Annotated in this window: 25 protein-coding genes and 4 pseudogenes; 18 read left to right on the plus strand and 11 right to left on the minus strand. The window is 59.8% G+C overall.

Translation table 11 applies throughout. The annotated features are described in order from the left end of the window. The first annotated feature begins 190 nt into the window (after positions 1–190). The 8 genes and pseudogenes from AC245Y_RS28915 (at position 191) to xth (ending at position 6239) form a co-directional block, all read left to right on the plus strand. On the plus strand, positions 191–1708 hold the full coding sequence (locus AC245Y_RS28915; RefSeq protein ID WP_026157633.1) for a DUF1254 domain-containing protein: 1518 nt from the start codon (positions 191–193) through the stop codon (positions 1706–1708). A 157-nt stretch (positions 1709–1865) separates the two neighbouring features. Further along, positions 1866–2351 carry a hypothetical protein gene (locus AC245Y_RS28920; RefSeq protein WP_026157632.1) on the plus strand — a complete coding sequence of 162 codons (486 nt, stop codon included), beginning with the start codon at positions 1866–1868 and terminating at the stop codon, positions 2349–2351. A gap of 149 nt (positions 2352–2500) precedes the next feature. Further along, positions 2501–2923: a cysteine rich repeat-containing protein gene (locus AC245Y_RS28925; RefSeq protein ID WP_017996614.1), complete on the plus strand. Its 423-nt coding sequence runs from the start codon at positions 2501–2503 to the stop codon at positions 2921–2923. 24 nt (positions 2924–2947) lie between these two features. Then, positions 2948–3517: an OmpA family protein gene (locus AC245Y_RS28930; protein ID WP_017996613.1), complete on the plus strand. Its 570-nt coding sequence runs from the start codon at positions 2948–2950 to the stop codon at positions 3515–3517. A gap of 18 nt (positions 3518–3535) precedes the next feature. Then, positions 3536–4222, plus strand: a complete 687-nt coding sequence (locus AC245Y_RS28935; RefSeq protein WP_017996612.1) for a hypothetical protein — start codon at positions 3536–3538, stop codon at positions 4220–4222. Between the two features lie 20 nt (positions 4223–4242). Beyond that, entirely contained in the window at positions 4243–4965 is a 723-nt protein-coding gene (locus AC245Y_RS28940) for an LssY C-terminal domain-containing protein (protein ID WP_017996611.1), read from the plus strand. Positions 4966–5258: 293 nt separating this feature from the next. Further along, positions 5259–5435 (plus strand): DUF3606 domain-containing protein, encoded by a 177-nt coding sequence (locus AC245Y_RS28945; RefSeq protein WP_003554271.1) that lies wholly within the window; start codon positions 5259–5261, stop codon positions 5433–5435. Positions 5436–5438: 3 nt separating this feature from the next. Next, positions 5439–6239, plus strand: a pseudogene (gene xth, locus AC245Y_RS28950) (exodeoxyribonuclease III). Between the two features lie 471 nt (positions 6240–6710). Here the strand turns inward: xth and AC245Y_RS28955 are convergent. Then, positions 6711–6923 carry a hypothetical protein gene (locus AC245Y_RS28955; protein ID WP_003554263.1) on the minus strand — a complete coding sequence of 71 codons (213 nt, stop codon included), beginning with the start codon at positions 6921–6923 and terminating at the stop codon, positions 6711–6713. Positions 6924–7125: 202 nt separating this feature from the next. Here AC245Y_RS28955 and AC245Y_RS28960 point away from each other — a divergent pair, with 202 nt between their 5' ends. Together AC245Y_RS28960 and AC245Y_RS28965 are read left to right on the plus strand one after the other, a co-directional pair. Beyond that, positions 7126–7428 carry a hypothetical protein gene (locus tag AC245Y_RS28960; protein WP_128405710.1) on the plus strand — a complete coding sequence of 101 codons (303 nt, stop codon included), beginning with the start codon at positions 7126–7128 and terminating at the stop codon, positions 7426–7428. Beyond that, positions 7406–7772 (plus strand): annotated as a pseudogene (locus AC245Y_RS28965) (GNAT family N-acetyltransferase); the annotation flags it as partial. The gene AC245Y_RS28960 and the pseudogene AC245Y_RS28965, both read left to right, overlap by 23 nt. Before the next feature lie 96 nt (positions 7773–7868). Here the strand turns inward: AC245Y_RS28965 and AC245Y_RS28970 are convergent. Next, the gene (locus tag AC245Y_RS28970) at positions 7869–8081 is read right to left on the minus strand and encodes a hypothetical protein (RefSeq protein ID WP_012763433.1); all 213 of its coding nucleotides are present in this window, start codon (positions 8079–8081) and stop codon (positions 7869–7871) included. 620 nt (positions 8082–8701) lie between these two features. Between AC245Y_RS28970 and AC245Y_RS28975 the strand changes: the two genes are divergently transcribed. Next, positions 8702–8965 carry a DUF982 domain-containing protein gene (locus AC245Y_RS28975; RefSeq protein ID WP_003554259.1) on the plus strand — a complete coding sequence of 88 codons (264 nt, stop codon included), beginning with the start codon at positions 8702–8704 and terminating at the stop codon, positions 8963–8965. A 273-nt stretch (positions 8966–9238) separates the two neighbouring features. Here the strand turns inward: AC245Y_RS28975 and AC245Y_RS28980 are convergent, their stop codons facing one another. From AC245Y_RS28980 to AC245Y_RS29000, 5 genes and pseudogenes are all read right to left on the minus strand, one after another. Beyond that, complete coding sequence (locus tag AC245Y_RS28980) at positions 9239–9493, minus strand: hypothetical protein (RefSeq protein WP_003554257.1); 255 nt, start codon at positions 9491–9493, stop codon at positions 9239–9241. Beyond that, on the minus strand, positions 9490–9804 hold the full coding sequence (locus AC245Y_RS28985; protein ID WP_003554255.1) for a hypothetical protein: 315 nt from the start codon (positions 9802–9804) through the stop codon (positions 9490–9492). Before AC245Y_RS28985 ends, AC245Y_RS28980 begins: the two co-directional genes overlap by 4 nt. Before the next feature lie 80 nt (positions 9805–9884). Continuing rightward, positions 9885–10085, minus strand: a complete 201-nt coding sequence (locus AC245Y_RS28990) for a hypothetical protein (RefSeq protein WP_017996609.1) — start codon at positions 10083–10085, stop codon at positions 9885–9887. Between the two features lie 118 nt (positions 10086–10203). Next, entirely contained in the window at positions 10204–10605 is a 402-nt protein-coding gene (locus AC245Y_RS28995; protein ID WP_003554251.1) for a response regulator, read from the minus strand. Positions 10606–10702: 97 nt separating this feature from the next. Further along, a pseudogene (locus AC245Y_RS29000) lies at positions 10703–10846 on the minus strand (sensor histidine kinase); the annotation flags it as partial. A gap of 79 nt (positions 10847–10925) precedes the next feature. On the opposite strand from AC245Y_RS29000, the pseudogene AC245Y_RS29005 reads away from it, so the two are divergent. Beyond that, positions 10926–11346, plus strand: a pseudogene (locus tag AC245Y_RS29005) (ATPase domain-containing protein); the annotation flags it as partial. Positions 11347–11410: 64 nt separating this feature from the next. Then, on the plus strand, positions 11411–11704 hold the full coding sequence (locus tag AC245Y_RS29010) for a DUF982 domain-containing protein (protein WP_026157629.1): 294 nt from the start codon (positions 11411–11413) through the stop codon (positions 11702–11704). A 51-nt stretch (positions 11705–11755) separates the two neighbouring features. Here the strand turns inward: AC245Y_RS29010 and AC245Y_RS29015 are convergent, their stop codons facing one another. Both AC245Y_RS29015 and AC245Y_RS29020 read right to left on the minus strand, forming a co-directional pair. Beyond that, on the minus strand, positions 11756–12181 hold the full coding sequence (locus AC245Y_RS29015) for a response regulator (protein ID WP_003554248.1): 426 nt from the start codon (positions 12179–12181) through the stop codon (positions 11756–11758). Continuing rightward, positions 12178–13305: a PAS domain-containing protein gene (locus AC245Y_RS29020; protein ID WP_017996607.1), complete on the minus strand. Its 1128-nt coding sequence runs from the start codon at positions 13303–13305 to the stop codon at positions 12178–12180. Before AC245Y_RS29020 ends, AC245Y_RS29015 begins: the two co-directional genes overlap by 4 nt. A 201-nt stretch (positions 13306–13506) precedes the next feature. Here AC245Y_RS29020 and AC245Y_RS29025 point away from each other — a divergent pair, with 201 nt between their 5' ends. The 5 genes from AC245Y_RS29025 to AC245Y_RS29045 all read left to right on the plus strand — a co-directional run bounded on the left by AC245Y_RS29025 (position 13507) and on the right by AC245Y_RS29045 (position 19279). Then, positions 13507–14973 (plus strand): PAS domain S-box protein, encoded by a 1467-nt coding sequence (locus tag AC245Y_RS29025; protein ID WP_017996606.1) that lies wholly within the window; start codon positions 13507–13509, stop codon positions 14971–14973. Between the two features lie 438 nt (positions 14974–15411). Further along, entirely contained in the window at positions 15412–15807 is a 396-nt protein-coding gene (locus AC245Y_RS29030) for a DUF1236 domain-containing protein (protein ID WP_003554242.1), read from the plus strand. Positions 15808–15906: 99 nt separating this feature from the next. Then, complete coding sequence (locus AC245Y_RS29035; protein ID WP_003554240.1) at positions 15907–16785, plus strand: DUF1236 domain-containing protein; 879 nt, start codon at positions 15907–15909, stop codon at positions 16783–16785. A gap of 763 nt (positions 16786–17548) precedes the next feature. Next, a complete protein-coding gene (locus tag AC245Y_RS29040; protein WP_026157628.1) occupies positions 17549–18100 on the plus strand; it encodes a hypothetical protein in 552 nt (183 codons plus the stop codon). A 477-nt stretch (positions 18101–18577) separates the two neighbouring features. Further along, a complete protein-coding gene (locus AC245Y_RS29045) occupies positions 18578–19279 on the plus strand; it encodes a DUF899 family protein (protein ID WP_003554235.1) in 702 nt (233 codons plus the stop codon). A gap of 25 nt (positions 19280–19304) precedes the next feature. On the opposite strand, the gene AC245Y_RS29050 is transcribed toward AC245Y_RS29045, so the two are convergent. Beyond that, a complete protein-coding gene (locus AC245Y_RS29050; protein WP_003554233.1) occupies positions 19305–19934 on the minus strand; it encodes a J domain-containing protein in 630 nt (209 codons plus the stop codon). A gap of 175 nt (positions 19935–20109) precedes the next feature. Next, positions 20110–20685 (minus strand): HutD/Ves family protein, encoded by a 576-nt coding sequence (locus AC245Y_RS29055; protein WP_003554231.1) that lies wholly within the window; start codon positions 20683–20685, stop codon positions 20110–20112. Positions 20686–20690 lie beyond the last annotated feature (5 nt).

Genomic DNA, 20690 nt, shown 5'->3' on the forward strand with positions numbered 1-20690 from the left:
ATACGGTAACATACGGGTGTTTCCCCCGTGATCGGCTATCACTGCGGCGGCAATCATTTCCGGCAATCGCTGCCGGAACGGCTTCATCGCCTGGTCGAGTTCGCTGCGCGTCATGCCGCGCGCGCCCGAATGCACACAGATTGGCGACCTCATGAAGAACGGCCGACGGGCGGTCGACAAGGAGAGTGAAATGAAACGCGCGACGAGACAGTTTTACGCTACTGCCGCGGTGCTGCTGATGGGCTGGGGGGCCGCGTACGCCGAAGCACCGAAAACCAAGATGGCGACACCGATACCGGATTCGATCGTCACGCCGGAGAGCGTCGACACCAGGATTGGCAAGCTGAATTTCTTCGACGGCTTTCCGGACGACGCCACTTCGGAGAAGATCTATGACAACCTCGATTTCATGCGCGGCGTTGACGCTTTTCTCAACGCCATGCCGGGTGCCTCCGTCGAAGCCCTACGGGTTGGACTGGCCGGCCAGGGCGCCGACAACAATCAGACCATCCTGATCTTCGAAAATCTCATGGATTCGCATTCGCTGTTCCTGACCGGGAACACCGAAAGCATCTACAATCTCATGTGGCTGGATACCAAGGCCGGTCCGCTGGTCATCGAGACGCCGCCCAACATCCTGGGCATGATCGATAACCACTGGTTCGAATATGTCGGCGATGTCGGCAATGCCGGTCCGGACAAGGGCAAGGGTGGAAAATACCTGCTGTTGCCGCCGGGCTACGAGGGCGTGGTTCCCGAAGGTTATCACGTATTGCGGTCCTCGACCTATGGGAACCTGTTCTTCTGGCGCGGCTTCCTCGAAAACGGCAGCACGACGACGGCCGTCGAAAACACCAGGAAATTCGCCAAGGTCTATCCGCTTTCGGAGGCCGGCAATCCGCCGCCGATGAAGATCGTCAACGTCTCCGGCAAGGAGTTCAACACGATCCATGCCAATAATTTCCATTTCTACGAGGAAGTGAACGACATCGTCCAGTACGAGCCGAACGAAGCCTATCATCCGGAAGTGCTGGGACAGCTCGCGTCCATCGGCATCGTAAAGGGCAAGCCCTTCGCGCCGGATGCGCGGATGAAGAAGATCCTCACCGAAGCCGTGGCCGTCGGCAATGCGACGGCGCGCACCATCACCTTCAAGACGCGCATGAAGGATGCCTATTATTATCCGAACAGTGCCTGGTTCACCGGCTTTGTCGGCGGGAGCTACGAGTTTCTGCTGCAGCCTGGCGTTCGCTATCTGGATGCCCGCGTCCTGTTCCACTACTACGCGACGGGCATCACGCCGGCCATGGCGATAAAGCGCGTCGGCATTGGTTCGCAATATGCCGGCGCAACGACCGACAAGGACGGCAAGCCGTTCGACGGCGGCAAGACTTATAAGATTCACATGCCGCCAAACATTCCCGCAAAGGAATTCTGGTCGTTCGTGGCGTATGACAACCAGACGCGTTCGATGTTGCAGACGGACCGGCAATTCCCCAGCATCGGCAGCGACAAGAAGGACATCGTGATCAACGCGGACTCGTCGGTTGACGTCTGGTTCGGTCCGACGGCGCCGAAAGGCCATGAGGCCAACTGGGTCCAGACAGTGCCGGGCAAGGGTTGGAACGTCCTTCTTCGCCTCTACGGGCCTTTGGAGCCATGGTTCGACAAGACCTGGAAGCCAGGCGAGTTCGAACCTGTCGAGTGACGCTCAAATACGCTATGAACTCCAATGCCGGTCCGACTGGTGTGCCGGATCGGCGCGGCCGGAAAACATGAGTGCGCCGCCGGCATCAGCCGCGCCGCCTTGAGCCTTCTGGCTCGTGCGCATAGCAAGGATCAGCAGGACTGCGGGGAGGCGGAGCTTGACGTCAAGATCAGCGCCATCGGCACCATGGATATACGCGGGTCTCCTCGCAGCTCAGACCGCCGCGGCCCTGACCCTGTTCTGGATTGTGTTCCCCATCTTTCATGGGTTGGTCAACCACCTCGGCGAACGGCAGATGCTCGCTCTCTCGGACCAGGTCGGGATTGGTGCCAGCGCCGCGCTGCTCCATTGCTTCTACTGGATACGGTTGAAATGGGTGCCGGTGACGTCGCCGTTTCACAGCGTCTTCGTGGCGCATCTGCTCTTCTTCGCCAGCCGTGTCAGCTTCTTCTTCGGCGGTGCGCTCTTCTCGGCCATCTTCTTCAGGCATCTGCCGGAACTCGACGCCTTACCGCCATTTGCTCAGGCGTGCGTGAAGAGCGTGTATGTGGCGGCGACGCTGTTCGGACTATTCTGCTACTCGCTGGAACTGGATCGCTTCGGAAAGGCCGTAGAGGACGGGCCGCCGGACCGCGGCCAGTAGCTTCCACATCCCTCGTTGCAGCGACACGTTGAAAGCCGTCTCCTACGGTCCGTGTAACCGTAACATACTTCCCTTCTCACCACCGAAGGCGCACCAGAAGCGTGCGGGGGAGTTTCTCCGACGATCAATCGTTCACGATGGGGGGAAGCATGTCGACGAGAACCAGACTGTTAGGAGGGGCGCTGGTCGCGTTCCTGGCGCTCAGCGGTGCGGCCCGTGCCGACACCATCAGCTTCGCCGACGCGGTGAGCACGCTCGCCAACGACTGCGGATCCGACATCAAGAAGTTCTGCAAGGGCCTGAACCTTGGAAGCGGCCGTATCCAGAACTGCCTCGAGACCCATGCCGCAAAAGTTTCGCCGACCTGTACGTCGACACTGGCGAGCGTCACCTCGTCCATCGGGCAGCGCCTTGCCGCCCAGTCGTCGTTCACCACAATCTGCAAGCACTATGTCGCGCAGTTCTGCAGCGGCGTGGTGGGGGAGGGCAACATTCTTTCCTGCCTGAACAAGGCGACGCGCGTGAACGAAGGCCAGTGCGGCCAGGCCATCACAGACGCCGGCTGGCGGTGAACGATGTTAAAGGGACACAGGATCATGAAGAGCTTTCAACTCGCAACGATTTTTGCCGCCGGACTGCTGCTGGCACCCGGCCACCCGTTCGCGCAGGAACTGAGCGGCCCGCAGGTGGTGCGCACGCTCGACAGATTGCAGGGCGGAGCTCCGGCCATTGACCTCGCGTTGCTCCTGGAAGAAGCGGCGGCGAGTGCAGGCAAGGGCCTCGCCGGGCTTCCCGACTGGCAGAAGCTTTCGAAGCTGTCGCAGCTCATCGTCGAGATCGACTTCGAGAACGACTCCATCGCCATCGAACCGAAATCCTATCGCACCGTCGGCATGATCGCCGACGCCCTGCATCATCCGAACCTGCGGCGCTACAAGTTCCTTGTCGTCGGACACACGAGCTCGACGGGCGACGCCAAGCACAATCTGGACCTCAGTCAGAAGCGGGCGAACGCGATCACGGAGGCGCTGTCGACGACATTTTCCATCGCCCCAGACCGTTTGTTCGCGATCGGCGTCGGCGAGGAGTGGCCCGTGGATCCGTCGAATCCGCAGGCAGCCGACAATCGGCGCGTCCAGCTCGTCAACCTCGGTCTCGTGAAGTAGCAACCAGGAGGATTCTCCATGAAACGCCATATTCGGATCGGCACAGTCGCCGTAGCCTGCCTGGTGTCGTTCGCAGGAGCGGCGTTGGCCGAAGACGCGATCACGGCACCCGCTTCCAAGACCATTGGAGCGACCGCGGCCGCGAAGATGGTGCCGTCGCTCGCCGTCCTCAATTCTGGCGGGGCGACGCTGGCCGACGGCAAGCTGACGATGACGGGGGTCACGGCGAACTCGATCGTGTTCGCCGACCGTCCAGTACGATCGGCCGGACATGTGCTCACGACCGAGTTCATCAAGGAATGGGACGAGGGCAAGGACAGCTTCGCCGTCGACCCGCCGAACGCGACGATCTCTGTCATGAGCAGCGATGGGACGGCTGTCGAAGATGCGGTCGTGGTCCTGACCAAGCCGAAGCTGGACGGCGGCACGCTGACCTTTGACGTCCAGGTTCTCGAGGGCGAACTCGCAAAGGCCAATGGCCCGGCTTCGCTTTTCATCGACATGTTCGTGGCGCGCGCCGGAATGGGGCGCGTCGGCGTGGTTGGCGTGGGTGCGGTCGGCTTCCATGGCGGCTGGTATGCGCACCCGGCGGCCCGCTACGGCGCCGCGGTCGCGACGGGCGCGGCCATCGGTGCCGCGGCGGCCTCCGCGCCATACTATTATCACCCGCCGTGCGGCTACTATCCGTATCCGCCCTGCTACTGAAATCGGAGCGGCATATCGCAATGAGGCAGGGGAGAAGCAGCCGAGGCGGATGGAGGTCGGCCGCGGGCGTTCTCGCCGCCGTCCTCCTGGCCTATCTGCTCGTCTGCTACCTGGTGATGCCGGAGCTTTGGATCTTCCGTGACCGGAGTACGGTTGCCGATTTCAGCCGGATGGTCACGACCACCGGCGACGACATTCCGGGCGATCCAATCAACGTCGGGCTCGTCGGCCCGAAGCAGCAGGTGATCAGGGCCTTCGCCGCCTCGGGCTGGGATCCGGCCGACAGAGTAACATTACTCTCTTCGGTCGAAATCGGCCTGAGCGTGGTGCTCGATCGTCCGGATCTCGATGCGCCCGTCAGTCCGCTGTTCTTCGACGGTCGGAAACAGGATCTGGCATTCGAAAAGCCTGTCGGGCGAAGCGCGGACGAGCGCCACCACATACGTCTCTGGCAAACGGCGACGGTCGGCGCCGACGGCCAGCCGCTGTGGCTGGGCTCCGCCAGCTTCGACCGCGGCGTCGGCGTCAGCCACGACACCGGGCAGATCACCCACCATATCGGACCCGATCTCGACGCCGAGCGCGAGCTGGTGATCGGCGACCTCAAGGGCGCTGGGCAGATCTCCATGACCTACGAGCGCGCAGGCGTCGGTGCGACGAAAGATGGTCGCAACGGTGGCGGCGATCCGTACTTCACCGATGGTCGAATCCTTGTAGGGGTTCTGCCTGATATCGGCCGATAAGGCAGCAGCCTCCGACACTTCGATCGCCATCGTCGACGTCCCCTGCTTCCGCGTTCTTTATCCCCATGACGAGAGGATCGCGGCGACCAAAGCTGCCGGAGAATTTGAGGGCGGCAGCCGCCGGCGGTCTCGATCAGCTTGTCGCGGTCCCAGGATGTGGACGTTGCCGCGTGCGATTTAACGGCATACATGCCTCGAGAATGTGCAGCTCATTGGCGAGACCAGCCTGAACGCCGGAACTTCCTGAATCGGTGTCCGTTTCCCGGTGACCGTTATCATCAGGAGATACGAAAATGGCAACCACTTCGAGGGGCCGTGCTCAGGATCGCGCGAAGGTCGCTGGCGGACAGGATCACGAGGTTCGCTACGAGGCGAAAAAGGAAGGCGTTCCAAAGGAAACGGTCAATAGGGCCGTGAAGAAGGCTGGGAACTCTCGCAAAAAGGTCGAGGCGGAAATCGGCCGGCACTGAGCCGTGAAGCTTGCGACTTACAACGTCAATGGTGTCAACGGCCGCCTCGAAGTCTTGCTGAGGTGGCTTGATGAAGCCAAGCCGGACGTCGTCTGCCTACAGGAGCTGAAGGCCCCGCAAGAGAAGTTCCCGATCAAAGCGATCGAGGCAGCCGGCTATGGGGCGGTTGGCAGGGCCAGAAGTCCTGGAACGGCGTCGCCATCCTCACATGGGGAAGGAGCCGCATCTCACTAGAAAGGGGCTGCCCGGCGAGCCGGAGGACGAGCACAGCCGCTATATTGAAGCGATCGTCGATGGCATCGTAGTCGGTTGCCTGTACTTGCCGAACGGAAACCCCTATCCAGGCCCGAAATTCGACTACAAGCTCCGCTGGTTCCGCCGTCTCCACGACTACGCGGCCGAACTGCTCGAGCTCGGGGTGCCTGTCGTGCTCGTCGGCGACTACAACGTCATGCCCACCGAGTTGGACGTCTACAAACCCGAACGCTGGACGAACGACGCCCTCTTCCGCGTCGAGGTCCGGGAGGCCTACAAGAAGCTTGTCGGGCAGGGTTGGACGGAGGCGCTTCGCCATCTGCATCCAGGCGAGCGCATCTACACGTTCTGGGACTACTTCCGAAACGCATTCGCGCGCGACGCCGGCCTTCGCATCGACCACTTTATCCTAAGTTCGGAGGCAGCCAGACGGCTGACGAAGGCGGAGGTCGACAAGCACGTTCGCGGCTGGGACACAGCAGTGATCACGCCCCAGTATGGATCGAGCTTCAGGACGAGCTCGTCAAGAAGAAGAGGAAGACGAAGTGAGCCATGAAGATTGGTAAGGGAAGGATCCGCTGAAGCTGCCGGAGTCGTCGACAGCTTCGTGGTGAACGGCGCGAGGCAGGCTTGACGTCTTCAATGCGATCGTTGAGCAGGTGGGCCTCCTGCGCGAGGCGCTCGAACGCGATCCTGACCCGCCCGACGACGACGCCGCTCCAGGAGCCCGCAAACGATTGGCCGGGTGACGACGGGACTTGACGCCTGCTTAGTTGAAATCGCCGATCTTCCCGGTCTGGAAGAGTATGACGGGATCGCCTACTTCGCCCACCGCAGGATGTCCCTCCCGTTTCACGACGAGGGCGCCAGCGTGCGTCCTTGCAGCCTCCCTAGCTTCTTCGACAGCCCCTGCCTCTTCCCCGTGGAAAACCGTTTCCCATGCCCGGACCGGCTGCCCACTATCATCGAGATCGAATGCGAATATGCTGATCGAAGTGAACGCTCCGGGCATCGGCGAACTCATGCGGTGCCGCGTTGGGGCTTCTCGACCTGCTCGTCGATTTCCGCCTGCAGCTTCTTTCGGGCGTCGCCTTCGAACTTCGCGCGGACACGTTCCACTTCCTGGTTGGTCGCTTCGATGGGTTGGCCTGAATCGTCCGGAAGGCCGGGACCGCTCTGGGCGATTGTGGAATCCTTCGGGCGGTCATTGAGGCCGTTTGTGGTCTTTGACATCGGAAACTCCTTTCGGGAGCTTAACGACGACGAAGATCTATTGTTCGGCGAGTGACGAAAAAGCTTGCGGAAATCCGGTCTGTCGACACCACCAAAAGCGGCCTACTCTTAAGCCCGCAGAATAAGTAGCCGATGCAAGCCTAAGACGCGCATAGTTGCCGCCTCGCGTATGAGCCCTATAGACGCGACAAGCAGAATTGACTTGCAGATCATGATCGCCATCGTCAGCCATGAATGGCGCTATCGTGAAATCTTGAATGGAGGCTTGCACTCAGTTTGCTTCCGTGAACGTTTAAAACGTCGTCTGGTAGCCGTTTCATTTCACATCATTGGGGGCGCGTTTTATGGCTATGGGCAGACTTCGGATCAGCGCCCGTGTCCAAAGGAAGCTGAAAGGGAGCCTTTGGGCACCCCGCAATACGGCAAGAAGTGGATACAGATTGTCGTATGCGTTTGTGGTGTGATGCTTGAAGGAGAAGGCCATGACCAGCAAAAACGCCACTGATACCCATACCCGCCCCGATGAATGGCCGCGCGCCGGTCGCGGGCCAATCAGGTCAGCAGCGCATCGCGAACTTATGTGGTTTGCGAGGGCGAGCGCGTCGTCGGATACTACTGCCCATCGGGAGCGCTGACGGTCGCGGACGCGCCGGCAGCGATCCGGCGCAACATGCCCGACCCCGGTTCCCATGGCAGTCCTGGCCGTCTGGCTATCGATCGCAACTGGCTGAGAAAAGGAATTGGAGCCGCGCTGTTGCAGGAGGCGTGCAGCGTACCGGATAGGCAGCCCGTATCATGAGGTATCGCGGCCTTCTGGTTCACGCAATCTTCGATGAAGCCAACGCGTTCTAAGAGCATTTTGGATTTGCAGCGTCGCCCGCTTATGCCTGCAATGATCAAGCGGATCTACCCAAGGCCGGGAAACTCACTCCCAGGTCCACGATCTCAGTCAGCAGCATGCACCTGAACGCCGCGGCAGAGCAGTCCCCAAGTCGGGCGTCGTTGGGCCTCCTGGGCGTGAGCTTGCGTCATCGGATCGTTGCCGTCGTCTGGCTCGGGGCCGACAGGCGGCGGAGTCTCCCCAGGGTCTCGCTCAGGTTCGGGATTGCCGATCGGCGGCGCTGGCGGCGGAACGATGGGCTCGTTGGGTACGGACATGGTTTCCTCCTTGCTAACCGGGAGAACTCGCGTGTCTCTCGATTTATTCAAGAGGTGGTGGCGTGAAGAGATGCTTTTCTCGAGCAGCGAACCGATCGCCGCCGACGGGCTCGGGAAATGACCGAGTCCTCGATAGGGAACGGCAAGGGTCCGAGGTCAAAAAAACCAGCGCTCTTGCGGAGAGACGAATAAGACGATCCGAGGATCCTGCACGCAGTATGGTATGCGCGGCTCCATGGCTCGCCAATCGAGATATCGGTGCCGGCTTTGATGATGGTGAACATGGCGACGCAGCAGCGCAGGGGCTGGTCCGAAGGGCAATCGTGGTCATTCTTGGATGAAGGGGTATTTCGATGATGTCGGCGTTCCGGAATGATTCGGGGCGTTCGACTTCCTCGCGAACATGTCGGCGGCCTTGTTGGCTTCAGCATGGCGGGCGAGGAGGCTGGCGAGTTTTACCCTGCCAAGGCCCAAGCTGACGCTGGCGATGCCAAGGCGCCCGAAGCGCGTTTATGTCCTCTCACTTATGCGGCCCGCGAAACGAGCTTTGGCATGCCAGGGGATCACGGAACGGTTCTTGCACGGTTACTAATATGTTTATCGTGGGGAGACCTAACGTCATGAAATGGCACAGATCCGGAGAGTTTAGTCCCTTGATGCTCGTTGTGAATGGGCCGGAAAAGTACAAACTTGTCGCAACCCTTTGGGAGGCCGCCAATATGCTGACGGCCTGCTGGCCCATCGACGATGGTGAAGAGTATCTCACGGCAATTAGGGCGTGCCGGGATGCACTTCATGGGGACGTCTCGGCCGAGGACGCACGAGAAGCGCTGATCCGTGCCGCCGACGAAGCTGGCATTCCGGTGATCACCGTCGTTCACTGAGCTTCGCTGCCGAATGAAATGAGTTCACGGGCGCCTTTCGTGACACAACCCTCTCCGTTCGCTGCATGCGCGGGGTCCATGCCGCTGAACATCACTTTCAGCCCGCGCTCGGCCAGCAGCTCTTTTGGCCTCTCCTTGGTGACAAGTGCCGGCTTCCGTTCCTTCAGTATTCCGCGTACATTCCGCCGGGTCGATGGCAGAAACGAAGGGAGCGCCTTTCCCGCAACCGCATGTTGTGCCCGCCGCATTTTACCGTGTCGCCGTCGCCGATGGTCAAAGATGCGCGGATGATCCGCCCAGCAACCATTGAACGCTATCTCCACGCTCGGCCGCCTCCCGCTTCCGCCCGAGTGCCTGTTCCTGCTCGTATGACTTGTGCGGGAAATGCTCGAAGCACCACCAGCGGGTCGCCCCGGCCGGAGAAGGACTGTTGCCCCAGCCACCCCACTCGGCGCATCCCTTTTCCTCGCAATAGTGGACATGCATTCGCGGCGCTTCCGTCAGTGGCCGTCTGTCGGTGTCGCTCATCTTTCCTCCTGGAGTTGCCAGCCGGCTTTCGGGACCGGCCACCCCTTCTGGGCCGCGCGGAAATCAGCCTCGGCTTCGGCTTTCTTCTTTGCTTCCATGATGCCCGCTGCCCAGACAGTGATGCGCATGCGGCCGGCTTTGAATACGAAGCGCCGTTCGGTCGTTTGCTTGCCTGCCGTGTATCCCGCGCGAAAGCAAGCGCGCGCGGCCGACAGACCAACGCTCTCGCGGAAAGCCCGCGGCTGCGACGACCACCAGTCCCGCAGAGCGGTTTCGAATGACACGGACGTTGGTTGGGGACGGTCAAGCATAGGTGTCAGCCCTGGTCTCGGGTTCGACACCGCGGATCGGCCATCGCAGTCGCTTTCGCTCATGGGTGATCTTGGGCATATCAGTCTCGATGGTAGCTCGGTCGCCAGCCGCGGGCCATGCCCCGGCTCATGGCGCCTTCGGTCAATGCCAACTGCCGGCGAAGGTGACGGATATCTTCCAGAAGGGTGTCTATGGCCGCGTGCGTATCGCCTCTGTGGTAGGCAATCACCTTTGCACGCTCATCGTCTTCCACGGCTTCGCCGATCGACCGCTCTCGCATATCCGTGCTCCGTACTTCGGTTTTCAGAATGGCTGCCGCGGCGCCTTATGTTCTTATTATGTTCTCATCTCCCTGCGAGTCAATAATCAATCTGGGTCAATTGAGTTTTCGCGCGCATTTAGACGGCGGCGACCATCTCTCTCACGGTGCCGACAACCCGACTATGATCATATGGCTTGCTGAAGAACCGGCCTTCGACTGGCAGGACCTCGTCACTTAGGTCATGGTGCCCTGATGTCACGATGATCTTGACAGGGGGCCATCGGTCCCGTACCGCCGCGGCGAGTTTAAGACCATCCATCGATCCTGGCATGTCTATATCGGTGAACATCAGCCGGATCTCTGCGTGGACATTCAGTATTTCTATCGCAGCGTCCGCGTCAGAGGCCTCGAAGACCGTGAACCCCTCATCCTCGAGCGATATCACGATGGCCAGGCGGACGAGAACCTCGTCCTCAACAACAAGAACCGCCGCGCCGATATCAGACACCTCAACGCTCTCCGTTCCGGCCGCCAGCATCTCTGGCATGGCCTCGAGCACGGTAACACTTGGGCGGCGGGAAGGATCCATCCTCCGCTGAAAATCGCCGATAACCCTCAAACGCTCTTCGAATACGCAGCCGCGATGCCGGACCCTTGGCGCTGCACTGAAAGCCTGATGCGGCGAACGTGATGTTCGGCGCCGTGCCTAATAACGAGACCAGTGCTGAGCCCACATAGCGTGTTCCATATCCCTGACGCGTCGGTGGCCGCACCGGCGGGCGCCGCCCGGATATTCTACGGAAGGTGACCACGCCCAAACGAAAAACTCCCTCTGTTGTCAACACCGGATTATAAGGATTGAATGAAATCCTCCGCAGCGGCCTTCCCGCGTCCAATTATATATGCTTCAGGGCGCTCGGGGATCCGGCAAGACGACTGCTGCACTGCGGTTTTTGCGCGCCGGTGTCGAAGTGGCCGAAAGCTGCGCCTACGTGGCGCTGTCGCAGACGGCCGCCGAACTCAACGCCATCGCCTTGTCCCATGGCTGGACGCTCGATGGCATTCGTGTCGAAGAACTCGCGAGGCCTGGCTCGGTCGATGAGGCTGATGAGCGGAGCATCTTCATGACTTCCGATCTCAGGCTGAATGAGAGGCTGCCATCGAGGAACACAAGCCCCGCCGTCTCGTCTATGACTGCTTGCTTGAAATTCGGTTCATCTCTGGAGATTCGCCCCGCTGCCGCCGCGAACTTATTGCCTTCAAGGCACACCAGGCTCAGGCTTGAAGATCCAACTTACCGTTCCCAGATTGTCGGGATCAAAAAGCTTAGAAAGGAGACAGCGATGACAAGCACATTGTTTGACAGACCGCTCTTCGTTAAGCGGGGCCACCACATTCAGGAAGTGGCAAGCCTGGAAGACTTATTCGACCTGCTTGATGAATGGCCGGCGGAAAGACGAGGCATGACCTACGAGGTGCTGGTGAAAGCCTGCCGACTGGCAGCACAAGGGATTTTCCCGTTGAACTCCCTTCGTGAAAATGTTCGGCGGTATCTCATCAAGGAACGGGCTCTCGCAAACATTGACGAACTCCCCCTGGCCAAAGAGGGGGTCATGCCCCGCAGCTTAACCTCCTAGACAGCGGCAATGCACAAATGTCGGGCCCCGGGAATCCAGGTAGGTCCTCGTTTACTTGTTGACAGGCTGGGGCTGGCTATCGTTGGCCAGCACGAGATTTGGCGGTATGTCCGGCCCCTCGTTTCCCGATAGGATGGCGGAGATGTAATTTAACGCGTTTTTCATGCCGTTCATCGTGTAGGGCTTTTCGATCGCGCCAAGCGCATCCACGAAATCGGGCGGCAATCGCTTGATGTTGCCTGTAACGAAGACGTAGGGAATGCCTGCAGCGGCTAAAGAGCGGCCGACTTCGATTCCCGTCGGTCCGTCCATCAGTTGAACGTCGACGAAAGCGAAATCCGGTTTTTGCGCAGCCAGCAGATCGTGCGCTTGTCTGCTATTCATCGCGATGCCCGCGACCTCGTGTCCGGCTGCTTCCACCTCGATTTCAAGCTCCATGGCGAGCAGCATCTCGTCCTCGACGATCATGACTTTCAATTCTCGTTCTCCTGATGTTCGTCGATCAGCAGCATGACCTCGACCACTGTCTTGTCGCCTTCGATCTTGCGTTCGACACTGGCTGCGAGTTGACGGGCCGATGCTTCCAGGAGAAGCCGCCCGAACTCGGCGGCTTCCGCGTCCGGCTCGACGGGAGTCGTCGTGTCCTCGACCCGGATCACAAAGTGGCCGTGCATCCGTTTTACGACGACGTGGATCGCGCCGCCGCCGTCGCTGAGACCCCTGTTGACCGCGTCCACCACGAGCTCGTTGACGATCAGCGACAGGGGTGTCGCCTTGACGGCCGGAACGAGGAGCGGCGCTAGGTCGAGCGTCAGCCGGATGTCATTCCGTCCGACGCCGCTGACAAGGTCGGTGACCAGCTCGCGGATGAAGTCCGCGACGTCGAATCGGGCAACGTCGTCGAGGGTGAAAAGTTTTCGCTGCACGGTACTCAGTGCTTCTACCCTGTTGAGCACCGACATCAGCGTCTGCTTCTTGACCGTGTCCTGCGTGAACCGCGCCTGCAGTTTGACGATCGACGCCATGGTCAGGAGATTGTTTTTGACCCGATGGTCGACTTCGTGGATGAGAAGGGTCTTTGCCAAAAGGGCCGATTTCAGTTCCGCCATATTCCTTGCAACTGCCTCTTCCGCTTGATGTCGGGCCAATGCAAGTTCCGCTTCACGGCTTTTGACGGTTGTGAAATCCAGCTGCGAGGCGAAAAAATAGATGATCCTTCCCTCGTCATCGCGCACCGGACTGATGAAAAGCGCGTTCCAAAAGGTGCTGCCGTCTTTTCGGTAATTGAGGATGTCGACGGAGATGTCTTGGCCTCGCGCGACGCTGTCGCGAATGTAACCTACGCTCCGCCTGTCTGTCTCCGGCCCCTGGAGCAGGCGGCAGTTGCGGCCGATGAGCTCATCATTCGAGTAGCCCGTCATTTTTTCGAAAGCCGCGTTGCAGAAGATGATGGGATTATCATGCTGAGCGGGATCAGTGACGATCATCGGCATGCGCGTCGCCTTGAATGCCGCCGCGAAGGGGTCTTCCTTCACGTGCCTAGCAATCAGCCGGTCGCCGGCGCGGCGAGCCTCTTTGTGATATCGATCGGTATCCTGCATGCGATGTTGATCTAGGTTTGGGAGACTTGACCTAGCGCTTTCCCCCACGGAGTCTAGTGGATTCGCCTCGATTTTTTTTAAGTCGATCTCAATCCGCGATCGCGTCAAGCGACATGTCTCCTGGCCGGTCTTGCTCCCTTTCCACCGTTGACTTGCCGCCCGCGAACTTTCAAGAATGACGAAAAGACCGAGGCCCGTTTCATGCACGAAAGTAATCCCGCTGTGCCCCATCAGGGCGAATTGGCCGCGCTCATCCTCCGCTGTGATTGGGCAAACACCAGCCTCGGGCCGGTTTCGTCGTGGCCGATCCAGCTCAGATGCGCGGTTGATATAGCGCTTCCCTCGCGTGCCCAGATCGTCATGTTCTGCGGCCCAGAATTCATCGCCATATACAATGACGCCTATGCACCGACGATTGGAGCAAAGCATCCGGCGGCGCTGGGAAAGCCGGCAAAGGAAAACTGGGCCGAGCTGTGGGATGATCTGGAGCCGCTGCTGCGCAAGGTTTTGGAGACCGGCGAGACTGTCTTCGCCAAGGACAGGCCTTTCTATATCGAGAGGCATCACAAGCCGGAAACGGTTTATTTCGATATTTCCTATTCGCCGGTATTCGATGAAAACGGCAGGGTCCTGGCGGTCTTTTGCATCGTCAGCGAAACGACGGGTCGGGTCGGCTACGAGGCTAAGCTCAAACGCCTGGCATCAATCATTTCCTCCTCTGAAGACGCAATCCTCGGTATCGATCTCGCCATGATGGTGACCGACTGGAACGATGGAGCCGAAAAGCTCTACGGCTATTCATCCAGCGAAATTCTCGGCCGGTCGGTGACGGTTCTTATTCCAGATAATCGCGTGGACGAGGAGGCGCGCATCATCGCGCGCATCAAGGCCGGGGAGCGTATCGAGACCCATGAGACGATCAGGCGCCATAGGAGCGGAAAACTCTTGGACGTCTCCCTTACGGTATCTCCGATCTATGACGCAGAGGGACGCATCGTTGGCGCCTCGAAAATCGCGAGAGATATTACGGCGCGCAAGGAAGCGGAGCGGGTGCAGGAGGTTCTGATCGCCGAGTTGAACCATAGGGTCAAGAATATCTTGGCGACGGTTGCGGCGATCGCTCGTCAGACATTTGCGGGAGCGCCGGATGCCGAGGCGGCGAGGGCAGCTTTCGACGCCAGGCTCCAAAGCCTGGCGAGAGCGCATGATTTGCTCACCCATGGCAATTGGGAGGCGGCAAGCCTTGGAAATGTGGTTTCCGAGGCGCTGTCAGCGTATCCGGCGGAGCGTCTCGACATTAGCGGGCCGGATCTCAATATCTCGCCCAAAGCAGTGGTCGCGCTGGCGCTCATTGTACATGAGCTGGCCACCAATGCCGCGAAATACGGTGCCTTATCAGCCGAGTCCGGAAAAATCGCAGTGTCATGGAAGTTGGAAGGTTCACCCGACCCGTCGCTCATACTGCTGTGGAGTGAAAGCGGCGGCCCCCCAGTTAAGCCTCCCTTACGGCGGGGGTTCGGGTCGCGCTTGATCGAGGCGATGTCCTCGGGACAGCTCAAGGGCCGTGCAGAACTTGCTTACGACGACGGTGGCCTGCGTTGCCTGATCAGCGCGCCTCTGGATGTGGAATGGGCAGACACCGATCACGAGGTTGCTGCCTCTGCTTAAAAACGGGCGTCCGGTGGCCAGGGGTCCCGGTTGCCGTTGACTGGGACTGGCGCGTATCGCGCCTCGGGCTTCACGCCGCCTTCAGATCCCGACCGGGCGCAATCGGCAGCTTCGCGCGCAGGGGTCGAATTTGGGGCAGGGACAGTGACCTCGAACTGCTGTTCCCGCAAAAGCGCTGCGAACTGTCTTTGGAGTGGGCCTCTCGAATCTTCTCTTTTGCCACCTGCTTTCTAGCCGGCCATGGCATGCCGCCCGAGAACATAGCGAACCCCAATCAAGGACCGGATGCTGCTTCGCTTTCCAACCCAACAGGCTGCCGAGTTCTGCGGGCTAGGACCAAGGTCTGAGGAGGCCCGGTCTGAAGTCCTACTTCTGGAACACTTCCTCCATCCTGCGGTTTGGTCCCCAGCGGAATCAAACATACAAGGAGGAAAACAGATGAAGATCAAGGCACTAGGAATTGCCGCGAGCATCCTGTTGGCATCGACTTCTGCCTTTGCGCAGTCTTCGACGGTGACAGGTGCAGCAGGTGGTGCCGCAACGGGTGCCGTCGTCGGCGGCCCGGTCGGTGCTGCTGTCGGCGGCATCGTTGGCGGTGTGGCGGGTAGCGTCATCGATCCGCCGCCGCAGAAGGTGGTGACCTATGTTCAACAGGCTCCCGCCCCGACCGAGCGCGTCGTGGTGAAGGAGAAAGTCGTCGTCGGACAGCCTCTGCCGGAAACCGTGGTCGTCACGCCCATTCCCGATGACCCGAAGTACGCATACGCTATCGTTAACGATCAGCGTGTGATCGTCGAACCTTCCTCTCGGAAGGTCATCCAGGTCATTCAGTGACCTTCCGGGCGGCTTTGGCCGCCGCTTAACAATCAGGGCAAGCATGCGACGCATGAGAATGCGGGGCGGCATCGCGTGCCCAAACTTTGGAGATTGATCATGAAAAGCAACCATCTCGCCATGCTCGTGGCAGCGTTGTCACTCAGCGTGTCGCCGCTTGCCACGTTGCCAGCAGCAGCCCAGCAGGACACCAAGAGCGGCAGCCAGGCTCAGTCCGGTTCTCAGACGGGCACGGACGCCACTTCGCAGGCCGGCTCCAAGGCCACCGGAACTGGCACCGACTGCACGCCCGACGCGTCGGGTGCCTGCCCGCAAGGCAAGGGCCAATCTTCGCAGCAGAAATCGGACCAGGGTTCGGACATGAAAAAGAGCGCCGAGCAGCCTTCGACCGATAGTTCGACGAGCGGAAGTTCCTCCGGCAAGTCTTCGACGGAAGCCAAGCCCGGATCCCAAGACGCCAGCGGTGGCACCACGACCGAACAGACCCCGGCCGCCAAGTCCGGCAGCACCGATACCAGCGGCTCGGCTAAAGCAGGCACGAAGAGCAGCGCCGAAACCAAGCCCGCGGAGGGCACCGGCAAGGGCGCCACCACGCAAAGCGGCGATGCGTCCAAGCAGTCGACCGACCAGAACACGTCGACGACCAACAAAAGCTCTTCCGAAACCAACGTCAACAACAACGCCACGACGAACAATCAGACGTCCAACACCAAGACCAACGTCAACATTTCCGTTGAACAGCAGACCGAAATTCGCCAGGTGGTGAAAGAGGTTCATGTCGAACCTGTGAAGGAAGTGAACTTCACGGTTTCCGTTGGAACGACGATCCCGAAGAAGGTTCGTCTCGAACCGCTGCCGCCACGCATCGTGAAGATCGTTCCGCAATACGAAAGCTACCGCTTCTTCATCCTTGCGGATGGCCGGATCGTTATTGTCGATCCCGATGCTCTCACGATCGTCTACATCATCGAGGCCTAACACGCGCTTCCCGGCGGCGTCCTTGCGCCGCCGGGGGCCGCAGGAGGGATCAATGATCCACCATGAAGACAAGGGATCGGGACCACCTTTCCCATAGTCGTCATCCTGGTTGCCATTGTCGCCCTTATCGGCGGCCTGGTTCTGTCTTCAGGCCATCAGCCGCCGGCACGAGTTTGAGTCCCCGCCAGTTCGACAGGTCGGTGATCTCATCTCACATGACGGAGGCGACGGCTTGCCGGTGTCTTTTCGCATTTGCGCGCGAGACCGAGCGTCGTGCTCAGCAATCCACTGGCACATCATCTTGTGAAGTAGACCATAGGGTTTAAGGGGCGGCGTCATTCTCGCGACTGCCGAACTGCCAATACCGACGCTGGCGCGCTTCGAGGAATCAAGCATCCAGCCCGTTCCGACTATTTATCGTGGTCCTTGCCGGCCAGGTTTATTCGATGATCTGGCAAAAACGCTGGACCTGAACAGGCAACAGGGCTTTGTGGCAAGGACCGCGGGCGATTTCGCGGAGAATGCCATGCCTGAATGCGTGGGGAAATATGTCAGGGAAGGATATGTCCAGACAGAGACCCATGGGGCGAAGGCGGAACTCATCCCAAACCGCTTGAACGACGCCTAACGGCGCAGAGTTGCTGCCACCAAATCGAAAGTCCACCCGACTACGTGCAAGTGGCACACCGCTTCGTTGCACTTCATCTAGCTTTGCATCAGAGTCATCTGAGTACATGATGAAGCCGTCAAGATGGGGCGATTCATGAAGTGCATTGCTGAACTTTTGATGGGATTGGCGGGAGCGACCTTGGTCGTCATTAGCGCAGTTCACCCGGCGGAAGCTAACAGTGACAATGGCGAAGACCCATCTTGTGAAATCGTCAACCTTGCATACGCGGCAACCATGAACGCTACGCGGTCGAGCGTGACGGCTTATGCCGAGCAGGACGATGGATCTTTAGTGTTTATTGCCGATTTGCGAACCCAGTTAGGTACTAATTATCTGAAAGATTCAACGCGAAAGCAATGGATCCGTTACCCACAGACAAAGTGGGTTCCAGCGGACCGATTTGGTCCAAAAATAACTGACTGTGTATTGAAGGGTGATGAAAGTCACCCGGATCTCGCGGCAAAGCACTATTCAGCTATCCGTCATGAGGCACCGCATGTCTCTAAAGTGGATTTTTGGATTACGCATGACGATGGACGAATTGTAAAAATGCGAATTGGGCCGTGGGGGGTCAAGCTTAAGTCCGGACTAGGAGTAATTGAAATCCGGAAGTTCGATGATGAGGCATTGACCCCTCCGCTTTGATCCGCAGCCGCAACAGAGTTGCGCTTCCATTCGAACGGTATGTCCGATGCTTTTGTCGAAATCCTGAAGCGGAATTACACGCGAATATCAGTTCCACAGGACGCTCAAACAGCGCTCCAATCGCGCCGACGTCCAGTTTCCGTGAAAACCTTAAACCGCTGCGCCGGCACGTCTGAACTGGTGCTATGTGTAAATCATGTAATCGTCATATGTCGAAGCCCCGTTCGGCAACAACATCAACAATCACACGCTGTTCCAGAAGGTGGGGCCATAACGCCGCTTGCGTGCAACCCAACTCCCTCGACAGCGTTGGAGGTAACTATTTCTGCCTTCGAAACCTGTGGCATTTGCTACATTCCGTGAATATTTTCCGTCGGCACTGTCGATTTTCGCCTTGGCCGATCGTCCTTATCACGATGTGCTGGCACCGCGGTCGTGGCTTCAGCACGTCGTCGGGCAACAGAAGGAGCAATTGTCATGGATAATCAGCATCTCGTACCTGCCGCCGTGCTTGCGGCCAAGAACGGCGTCCGGTTCCCAAACGAGAGCGAGGCGTATCGCAGCGCCCGCGACGCGCTGCTGGCCGAAGAGATCGAATTGCGCCGGCACATCGAGCGCGTGGCAAGACAGCGCCGGGCGCTGCCGCCGGGCGGCGAGGTGACGAAAGACTACCGCTTCGAAGGCAGCGACGGGCCGATCTCCTTTAGCGAACTCTTCGCCGACAAGGAGACGCTGATCGTCTACAGCTACATGTTCGGTCCGCAACGCGAGCGCCCGTGCCCGATGTGCACTTCGCTGCTATCGTCCTGGGACGGCGAGGTGCCCGACATTCAGCAGCGCGCAGCCTTGGCCGTCGTCGCCCGCTCGCCGATTGAAAAGCTGCTCGCCTTCAAGAAAGAGCGTGGCTGGCATCACCTGCCGCTTTATTCCGACATGACGGACGATTACAGTCGCGACTATCACGCAATCGGCCAGGATGGCGGCGACGACGCGGCCTTCAACGTTTTCACGCGGCGCGACGGCACCATCCGCCATTTCTGGAGCCAGGAGATGGGCGGGGTGACGGCCGATCCCGGTGAGGATCCGCGCGGGGCGCCCGACCTGATGCCGCTCTGGACCGTCATCGATTCGACGCCCGAAGGCCGGCCGGCGGACTGGTATCCCAAGCTGTCTTATTAAGATCAGCCGCGTCCTACGCCGCCCGTCAGCCGGTGGAGCGGTTTCTGGAGGGCTCGGCCCATTCGATGCTGGTGACCGTGTCATCCGGCAGCGGCGGCGGATCGATGTCGTAGACATAGCCGGAGATCATGTCGGCGGCGCGTTCCGTCGCCTTGATCTTCGCCTCGGTTTCGGCGACCGCCTTGGAGATCGCTTCGATGCGGGCGCGGAACATGTGGGCAAGCACGTCGCGGCCTGACTGTTTTTCGAGCCGTTCCAGATGCAGGCCGATTCGCGAGGCGTGGCGCTCCAGCTCGCTCTTGCTGAAACGCGCCTTGCGCAGTTCTTCGGAAAGGCTGTCCTGCATGACGGCGACGGGATCGAAACTTCCGGGCGCGCGCTCGTCGAGCACCGCGTCGGTGACAAGTTTCTCGATCATCACCAGCGCCTGCAATTCGGCCGCGTCGGCGAATTCGACGTCGTAGCCGGTGTCGTCGTAGACCTTTCGCCGTACCGGATCGAGAAGCAGCCCATAGGCTTTCTGCAGATGGGCAAAGGCGTCCGAATCACCGCCTGAATCGGGGTGGGCAACTTTTGCCAGGCGCCGATAGGCGGCCTTCAACTGCGCCTCGTCCGCATCGCGTTCAACGCCGAGAATATCGTATGGATCCGTCACGCCTGCTCCCTTGCTCCCCGCCACGTTGCGGGCAGTCTAGGTCTTCTTCCGCATCACAAGGGCGAAGTTTAGACCGAAACGAGGAATGACGTCCATGGCCCGAGATGGCGATGGTTTATGCCAATGCTTCGCCAAATCCTAGATTATTTAATGTTTTCAACTCGTTGTTCGAAGATCAGCCTGCGGTGATCGAAGCGAGATAACATGTGGCTTCGCCATCGATTTTTAGCACGGTGGCAGTCGCGTCCTCGATCAGTAGCGCATCGCCGGCCGCGAGCGCGCCGGTCTCGCCGCCCCGGCGGAATGAGAGTGCGCCGAAATGACAAAGCAACAGGCATGTCGAGGGCGAAAGCGGCACGGACTTGCCGCCATCGACGTCGATGCGGATCAGCGTATGGGTAAGCCCGTTGCGGCGCGTCATCACGTTGAGATCGGTGATGGCTCCGTCCTCGAGCCTGGCCGCGACCGGGATATCCGCCGTGAAGGCCAGCGGATCGCTTGCCATTGTCAGAACCACGGGCTTGCTGCCTGCGACATCGAGCACCATGCCGTTGCCATCAAGGATTGCCAGCGTGCGGTCGATGCCAGGAAAGATCGAAAACGGGCCATCCTCTGCGACCGTTGCCATGCTGATGCGCCAGTCGAAGTCATTGATCGACGCGCCGGGCGGAAAGACGGCGATCTCCACCGTCTCTCCCTTGCCGTTTTTCCAGGGCATGCGTTTGTGATCGCCGGCGCGCAGGATCCTCACCGGGC

It is taken from the genome of Rhizobium sp. SRDI943 (assembly GCF_057653695.1).

Excerpts from the sequence above, each read along its gene's own strand:
- AC245Y_RS28915 (WP_026157633.1), top strand. The coding sequence starts at position 191 with ATGAAACGCGCGACGAGACAGTTTTACGCTACTGCCGCGGTGCTGCTG.
- AC245Y_RS28925 (WP_017996614.1), top strand. The coding sequence starts at position 2,501 with ATGTCGACGAGAACCAGACTGTTAGGAGGGGCGCTGGTCGCGTTCCTG.
- AC245Y_RS28930 (WP_017996613.1), top strand. The coding sequence starts at position 2,948 with ATGAAGAGCTTTCAACTCGCAACGATTTTTGCCGCCGGACTGCTGCTG.
- AC245Y_RS28935 (WP_017996612.1), top strand. The coding sequence starts at position 3,536 with ATGAAACGCCATATTCGGATCGGCACAGTCGCCGTAGCCTGCCTGGTG.
- AC245Y_RS28940 (WP_017996611.1), top strand. The coding sequence starts at position 4,243 with ATGAGGCAGGGGAGAAGCAGCCGAGGCGGATGGAGGTCGGCCGCGGGC.
- AC245Y_RS28945 (WP_003554271.1), top strand. The coding sequence starts at position 5,259 with ATGGCAACCACTTCGAGGGGCCGTGCTCAGGATCGCGCGAAGGTCGCT.
- AC245Y_RS28955 (WP_003554263.1), bottom strand. The coding sequence starts at position 6,923 with ATGTCAAAGACCACAAACGGCCTCAATGACCGCCCGAAGGATTCCACA.
- AC245Y_RS28970 (WP_012763433.1), bottom strand. The coding sequence starts at position 8,081 with ATGTCCGTACCCAACGAGCCCATCGTTCCGCCGCCAGCGCCGCCGATC.
- AC245Y_RS28975 (WP_003554259.1), top strand. The coding sequence starts at position 8,702 with ATGAAATGGCACAGATCCGGAGAGTTTAGTCCCTTGATGCTCGTTGTG.
- AC245Y_RS28980 (WP_003554257.1), bottom strand. The coding sequence starts at position 9,493 with ATGAGCGACACCGACAGACGGCCACTGACGGAAGCGCCGCGAATGCAT.
- AC245Y_RS28985 (WP_003554255.1), bottom strand. The coding sequence starts at position 9,804 with ATGCTTGACCGTCCCCAACCAACGTCCGTGTCATTCGAAACCGCTCTG.
- AC245Y_RS28990 (WP_017996609.1), bottom strand. The coding sequence starts at position 10,085 with ATGCGAGAGCGGTCGATCGGCGAAGCCGTGGAAGACGATGAGCGTGCA.
- AC245Y_RS28995 (WP_003554251.1), bottom strand. The coding sequence starts at position 10,605 with ATGCTGGCGGCCGGAACGGAGAGCGTTGAGGTGTCTGATATCGGCGCG.
- AC245Y_RS29010 (WP_026157629.1), top strand. The coding sequence starts at position 11,411 with ATGACAAGCACATTGTTTGACAGACCGCTCTTCGTTAAGCGGGGCCAC.
- AC245Y_RS29020 (WP_017996607.1), bottom strand. The coding sequence starts at position 13,305 with ATGCAGGATACCGATCGATATCACAAAGAGGCTCGCCGCGCCGGCGAC.
- AC245Y_RS29025 (WP_017996606.1), top strand. The coding sequence starts at position 13,507 with ATGCACGAAAGTAATCCCGCTGTGCCCCATCAGGGCGAATTGGCCGCG.
- AC245Y_RS29030 (WP_003554242.1), top strand. The coding sequence starts at position 15,412 with ATGAAGATCAAGGCACTAGGAATTGCCGCGAGCATCCTGTTGGCATCG.
- AC245Y_RS29035 (WP_003554240.1), top strand. The coding sequence starts at position 15,907 with ATGAAAAGCAACCATCTCGCCATGCTCGTGGCAGCGTTGTCACTCAGC.
- AC245Y_RS29040 (WP_026157628.1), top strand. The coding sequence starts at position 17,549 with ATGAAGTGCATTGCTGAACTTTTGATGGGATTGGCGGGAGCGACCTTG.
- AC245Y_RS29045 (WP_003554235.1), top strand. The coding sequence starts at position 18,578 with ATGGATAATCAGCATCTCGTACCTGCCGCCGTGCTTGCGGCCAAGAAC.